This is a genomic window from Flavobacterium psychrophilum DSM 3660 = ATCC 49418 (genome assembly GCF_002217405.1).
Taxonomy (GTDB): Bacteria; Bacteroidota; Bacteroidia; order Flavobacteriales; family Flavobacteriaceae; genus Flavobacterium; species Flavobacterium psychrophilum.
Map to the genome: position 1 here is coordinate 1 of NZ_MUHE01000059.1, position 5,372 is coordinate 5,372.

General features: G+C 30.4%; 6 protein-coding genes. All 6 read right to left on the reverse strand.

The window, feature by feature from the left end; genetic code table 11:
* Window positions 1-83: 83 nt before the first annotated feature.
* The gene (locus tag B0A57_RS11410; RefSeq protein ID WP_038466466.1) at window positions 84-566 is read right to left on the reverse strand and encodes a hypothetical protein; all 483 of its coding nucleotides are present in this window, start codon (window positions 564-566) and stop codon (window positions 84-86) included.
* An 11-nt stretch (window positions 567-577) separates the two neighbouring features.
* Window positions 578-1,762: a C10 family peptidase gene (locus B0A57_RS11415; RefSeq protein ID WP_038466470.1), complete on the reverse strand. Its 1,185-nt coding sequence runs from the start codon at window positions 1,760-1,762 to the stop codon at window positions 578-580.
* A gap of 387 nt (window positions 1,763-2,149) precedes the next feature.
* The gene (locus B0A57_RS11420; protein ID WP_052079098.1) at window positions 2,150-3,232 is read right to left on the reverse strand and encodes a DUF6688 domain-containing protein; all 1,083 of its coding nucleotides are present in this window, start codon (window positions 3,230-3,232) and stop codon (window positions 2,150-2,152) included.
* 303 nt (window positions 3,233-3,535) lie between these two features.
* Window positions 3,536-4,450, reverse strand: coding sequence for an IS3 family transposase (locus tag B0A57_RS11425; RefSeq protein ID WP_106388619.1), 915 nt, complete (start codon window positions 4,448-4,450; stop codon window positions 3,536-3,538).
* Window positions 4,393-4,776 (reverse strand): DNA-binding protein, encoded by a 384-nt coding sequence (locus B0A57_RS11430; protein ID WP_038466475.1) that lies wholly within the window; start codon window positions 4,774-4,776, stop codon window positions 4,393-4,395. Before B0A57_RS11430 ends, B0A57_RS11425 begins: the two co-directional genes overlap by 58 nt.
* Before the next feature lie 207 nt (window positions 4,777-4,983).
* Window positions 4,984-5,372 (reverse strand): hypothetical protein (locus B0A57_RS12265; RefSeq protein ID WP_165765256.1); only part of this gene is annotated, 389 nt, incomplete at its 5' end.

Sequence of the window (5,372 nt, forward strand, 5' to 3'; positions counted from 1 at the left end):
CTTTGCGGGATAGTGTCTACAAGAAAGGGTTTAAGTTTATAACCTAAACCCCAATTTTTTAAAACCGCTGTTACCTGTAGTTTTTATTTTATTATTGTTATTTGTCTACTATTCTGATTATTATTAATGTCCCAAATTAAAGCATCGTTTAACCATATTTTTTCACAAATTTCATAATCAGTATTATTGTCAGTTCCTCTTCTAAAAAAAGTTTTCAACGTATCGGATTCTGTATCATTCCATTTTACAACCGTAATTGGATTCGTTTCTGTCGACAGATGATTCAAAAATAATTTCATACTTATTGGATTAGTTTCTGAATTAATGAAAAAATTCTTTGGATAATCTAAATTACTATTATTTTGTTCAATATATTCATTTCCGTTTTTGTAATAAATCCTATAATTATTTGAATTATAATTTATTGTATTCAATAAATTATTACCTTCACTTGAGTTTAAATATATAATTACGCTGTTATCTAAATTTGTACTTGTTGGTTCAGGATTATCTTTTGTACAAGAAGAAATTATACTTATTATACTTAAAAAAATAAAATTTTTCATAATTGTTATTTTTAAGGTGTTATATTATAAACTATTTTTCTTTTAAAGTTGAAGGTGTAAGTACTTGGATTAAAATTATGAGCATTATACCAACCATTACAATAACCACCCCAACCCCAGTTCATGTGTAAATATAGATAACCCCAACCTTGACAATTATTGTTTTCATCCATATAACGTATATCAATTTGCTGATAACCATCACAGACCCATGCGTGTCCTTCAGTATACATATTCCATGATATACCATCTTTCTTTCTACCTCCAGTGACTATTACTGGTCTATTCCAACTTAATTGTTGTGTAATTAATGAGGCACTATAATTATCTGTAAAAGATGCGTTATAACCAAAATTATTAAATCTACCAGAAATGTTATTTGATTGTTGTGATGAACCATTACAACCATAGTTAATCCATCCATTTCCAATATCTCGCATTAATGATTGAGTATCAACTGTACCATAACTATTAGGCATATTAATCCAATTATAAGAATTGGGTTTATGCCAATATTTCATAATTTGAGCCATTGCAGTAGCAATACATCCTGTTGGTGCTCTACCTCCTGAACTATTTGGACAAACCATAGGAGTCAAATTATTATATGTACTCCCTTGATCCCAAGTAGTTGTTAAAAGTGGACCTTTTTGATAAAAATTATCTGTACACCAATTTGGGTCCTTTGGCGGAGGCAATTTATTGAGTGCACTATCCCAATCTAATTTAATTTCGGGTGTTTGAATTGAGTTTTCAATTTTAACAGTTTGAGAAATTTCCTTTTCTTCTTCCATCCAAGATTGAACAGGTTCAGGAATTTCATTAATGTTAGTTGAAAACGCACCTTCATCACAATAAGCAAGTACAGGACTAACTCTATCGTCTGCTGAAACTATTGAGAAACCTCCTTCATTATAATTAAAAACATAAAAGGCATTTACATCACTTGTAGTTGACATTTTGTACGTTGTAACATTTTCAATAGATTTGGTAATTTGAGCAGATTTAGCAAGTTCATTATTTTTAAATCTAAATACATTTAATGCAACTTTTTCAGCTATCTTTTGTGTTACTTCATGTTGATTTATAGTTGTTGTTTTATTTATTTTTTCATTTTCACATGAAAAAATAATAAATAAACCCGCAATTGCGAGAATAAAATTTTTAAATAGATTTAATCTGCGTTTTCTGTACATAATTTTTAAATTTTTAGTGAAATTAATAAATTGTATTCATTTTGGTGTTAATTTTTTCAAATTAGTTTTAGCCATAATGTGGGTTAAAATTACAGGTAACGTTTTGCCGCTTTGCGAAGGCGGGGATTTTTAGCACTAAACTTCATTAGATGCACAAAGCTTGAATTTAGCACTTCACTGTCATAGAAGCACGAAACCCCCGCTTTTGCAAAACGGCTGTGCTTGTTGCACAACTAAAAATAAGATCCAAAATCAACTTTTTTTGTGCGTTTTAATTTTAATTACTGCTGTAAATCAACTAGTTAAAAATAACTAATAATGATAATTTTGTAATCAAATTCGAAACTACAAGTTGTGCAACAGCTACCGCTGTTGGGCGTTCGTACATTATTGTGCATACTGTTTATTTATCTTTTGTTCTGGCTTGTTGCAAATTAAATAAAGACAAATTAGAAAAATCCATTCCAAAGGTTTCATCAAAATATATGTCGCACTAGCTAGAAAAGTTGTATTAATTTTCTTTGAAAGGTTGTATCCATATTGGTCATAAATAGTCCTTATTTTGAAATGAAGTCTTGGCGAAATGTCTTGTATCATTTCTTCAAATGCGTTTGCAATTAAAAGTTGTCTATTTACAATTATTCGGTTGCCGTTTCTTTTTCCAAACCTTATTGGTTTTACAATTTTTGGGTGTCCTGATGTCGCAACTGTACATAGGTAATGTCCTTTGTGGTCAAGTATTGGCGGATGTACTTGCTGAGAAAATTTCCAAGTTGCTGTATCAGTAAATACTTTTATAATTGAGTTTGTGTCTTGCCCAAACAAAATTAAAAGTAGTGTTACAATAAAAAATACTGGAAACATCAGTAAAACTATCCAAAATGGATTTCTACTTTTTGTCGATAGAAAAGTGTTTAGTGCGTTTATAATTTTGTTTGAGTATGCTTTTTCAAATGCCTCTTTAATTTCTTGGGTTGTTGCTTTGTAGATAAAATAAACGCCAAGTATTACACTAAATAATGGTGCAAATAAAAATAAAATTTGTTCTCCGCGACTATTGTATGTGTTAAGTGTTTCAGTATTATGAACTGATATTTGAAACAAAACACCAACATTTAAGAATGTCCCAATTAAAATGAAAATCAGGGAAAGCGTCAATGCTAATGGTGGTAAAATATTACCCTTAACCCAAACTAAAAGCAACGAAATATTGAAAACTAAAGTATAAAATATTAATGTAATTGCGTTTTTGTCAGAAAATGGACTGTAACATTCCATATCAACAGGGTCAATAGCTTTGTAATATGAGTTAGAATGAGTTGTCATTCCAATTGCAAACAATGCTATTGAAAATATGTAAAAGGTAGCAATTGTAATTTCTCTGGAATTTGCTCCTTTCTTTAAGAGTTTTAGCCCTGCAATGGATAATGCTATGAAGGAAATGAAAATGATTATTACTATTAGTACCACGTGTCAAATTTGTTAAATTGTTGTCTTGATTAGTAGGGTTTTGTCTTATCCTAAAATACGTTGACCTTTTTAGGGTTAATAATTATTTTGATTTTGTCAAATTGGCAAGCCAATTTGCAGGTAGGTTTTTTAGTTTTTTCTTTCCCAAAAATAAAGTTTAAAAAGAGAGATTGAAAAATTGTTATTTGACAATCTCGCCTTTATTTTTGTACGATTATGATTTTGGCACTCGTTAGGTTGATCCTCAGCAGAGCCTATCTCCATCCTTACATAAACATTCCAAAAATAGGATTTGCTTTGATTTTATGCAACTTTTTTTTCTTTTTTATAGTTTTTATTTTCTTGTTTATTGTATTGTAAATTAACTTCTTGAGGTTTTTTAAAATCCAAGCTCCAGTGCATTCTTAAGTTATTGTACAAATCTACTGCTTGCGTGACCATTTTTTGGGCAATATCTACAGATTTTATAGTGTTTCTTAAGCCAAACTCATACTTTAAAATTCCGTTAATTCGCTCTACTATAGCATTTTCGTACGGATCATATTGTTGGGTTGTGCTGAGTATAAAGCCTTTATTTTCTGCATATTGTGAGTAATCTGGACAGCAATATTGAATGCCTCTATCGGAATGATGTATGATGTTTTTGTGATTAAAAACACGGTTTTTATATGCCATATTCAAAGCATCTTTTACCATCGAAACCTTCATATTGTCTTGTAAAGACCAGCCCATTATTTTACGAGAATACGCATCTGTTACGAGTGCCAAATAGGAGTGACCTGCATCGGTTTTAATGTAGGTAATATCGGTTACAAAAACTTGTTCACTATGCGTTATTTTTAAGTCAGTCAGTAAGTTAGGTGATTTGTGAAAGAAATGTTTAGAATCTGTTGTAATGAAATATCTTTTTGTTTTTTTGATAAGCATTCCTCTACTCCGAAGTAAATCGTTTAGAGCATCACGTCCCATTTTTATGTTTATTTCTTGCATTTTGGGTTGTAAATATTCAAATAATTTTCTGGTTCCCGTTTTAGGTAATATTTTTCGATATTCGATGACCCATTCGATAATTTTATCTCTCTGCAAATCACGAGCCTTATCTCGTTTAATTTGTTGATAATAAGCTTGTTTAGATAACCCGAGCGATTGACAAACCCATTTTATTTTGAAAGCTTTTTCTTTCTTTTTTGAATAGGATTGCTCAATGACTCGGGCAATAACTTTTTTGAAAGTTCCTCCCCAGTAATTTTTTCAAACGCAATTATAACATCTTGTTGAAAATACCTAATACCTTCTAAATCAGCTATTTTTTCTTTAAGTTTTCGTATTTCATCGTCTTTGGAAACGAATGTTTTTTTGTTGGTATAGTTGCTTAGTTTTTTCATCCAATACTGTATTGTTGCTCGCGAAATATTATACTTCTTGGAGGCAAAGTTAGCAGATATTTGACCATTATTGATTTGGTCGATGACAAAAAGTTTGTGTTCGAAAGTTACTTTTTGATAGCCATTTTTTCGGCAGGCTTGATTTGTTGGTGTTTCCATAGATGCTAAAAATGTTTAATTTTTAGTCAACTTATTTTAGGACGAGACATGGGTTAAAATTACAGGTAACGTTCTGGCACTACAGCGGGTTTGGGACTAAATTAAGCCCTATTTTCGGATTTTCCAAATCATCCCAAATACAAGGCCAACTTTCCATTAAGCCAAATACCCAAATCCGTTGTAGTGGCTGTTGGGCGATCGTAAAAATTACCATAAAGTATTTGTCAGGTGTTCAATTTCTCCAATTCCACCATATAATGCTTTTTTAATTATTTCCTTTTTCGCAACATCGATAATGTCTAAAAATAGTTTTAATCCTTTCTTTTTAACTTTTGAAAAGATTATGGACATTTTTCTAATAACAACTTTTTTGGTTAAATTTTGTAAATTATTTTTTAATGCAATAGTTTCAGAGATTAAGTTTTCAATTTCTTCATCTTCTGAATTGCTCTTTTGTAATTCGGTTTCTACATATTCCAATAAATTGTATGTAAAAATCTGCTTATCGTGTTCAAATGGATTTACTTCTGCATCTTCATCTAAAATTTCAAAATCTGAATAAAATTCCTCTTCGTACTTCAACAAAGAATTACACC

Excerpts from the sequence above, each read along its gene's own strand:
- B0A57_RS11410 (WP_038466466.1), bottom strand. The coding sequence starts at position 566 with ATGAAAAATTTTATTTTTTTAAGTATAATAAGTATAATTTCTTCTTGT.
- B0A57_RS11415 (WP_038466470.1), bottom strand. The coding sequence starts at position 1,762 with ATGTACAGAAAACGCAGATTAAATCTATTTAAAAATTTTATTCTCGCA.
- B0A57_RS11430 (WP_038466475.1), bottom strand. The coding sequence starts at position 4,776 with ATGGAAACACCAACAAATCAAGCCTGCCGAAAAAATGGCTATCAAAAA.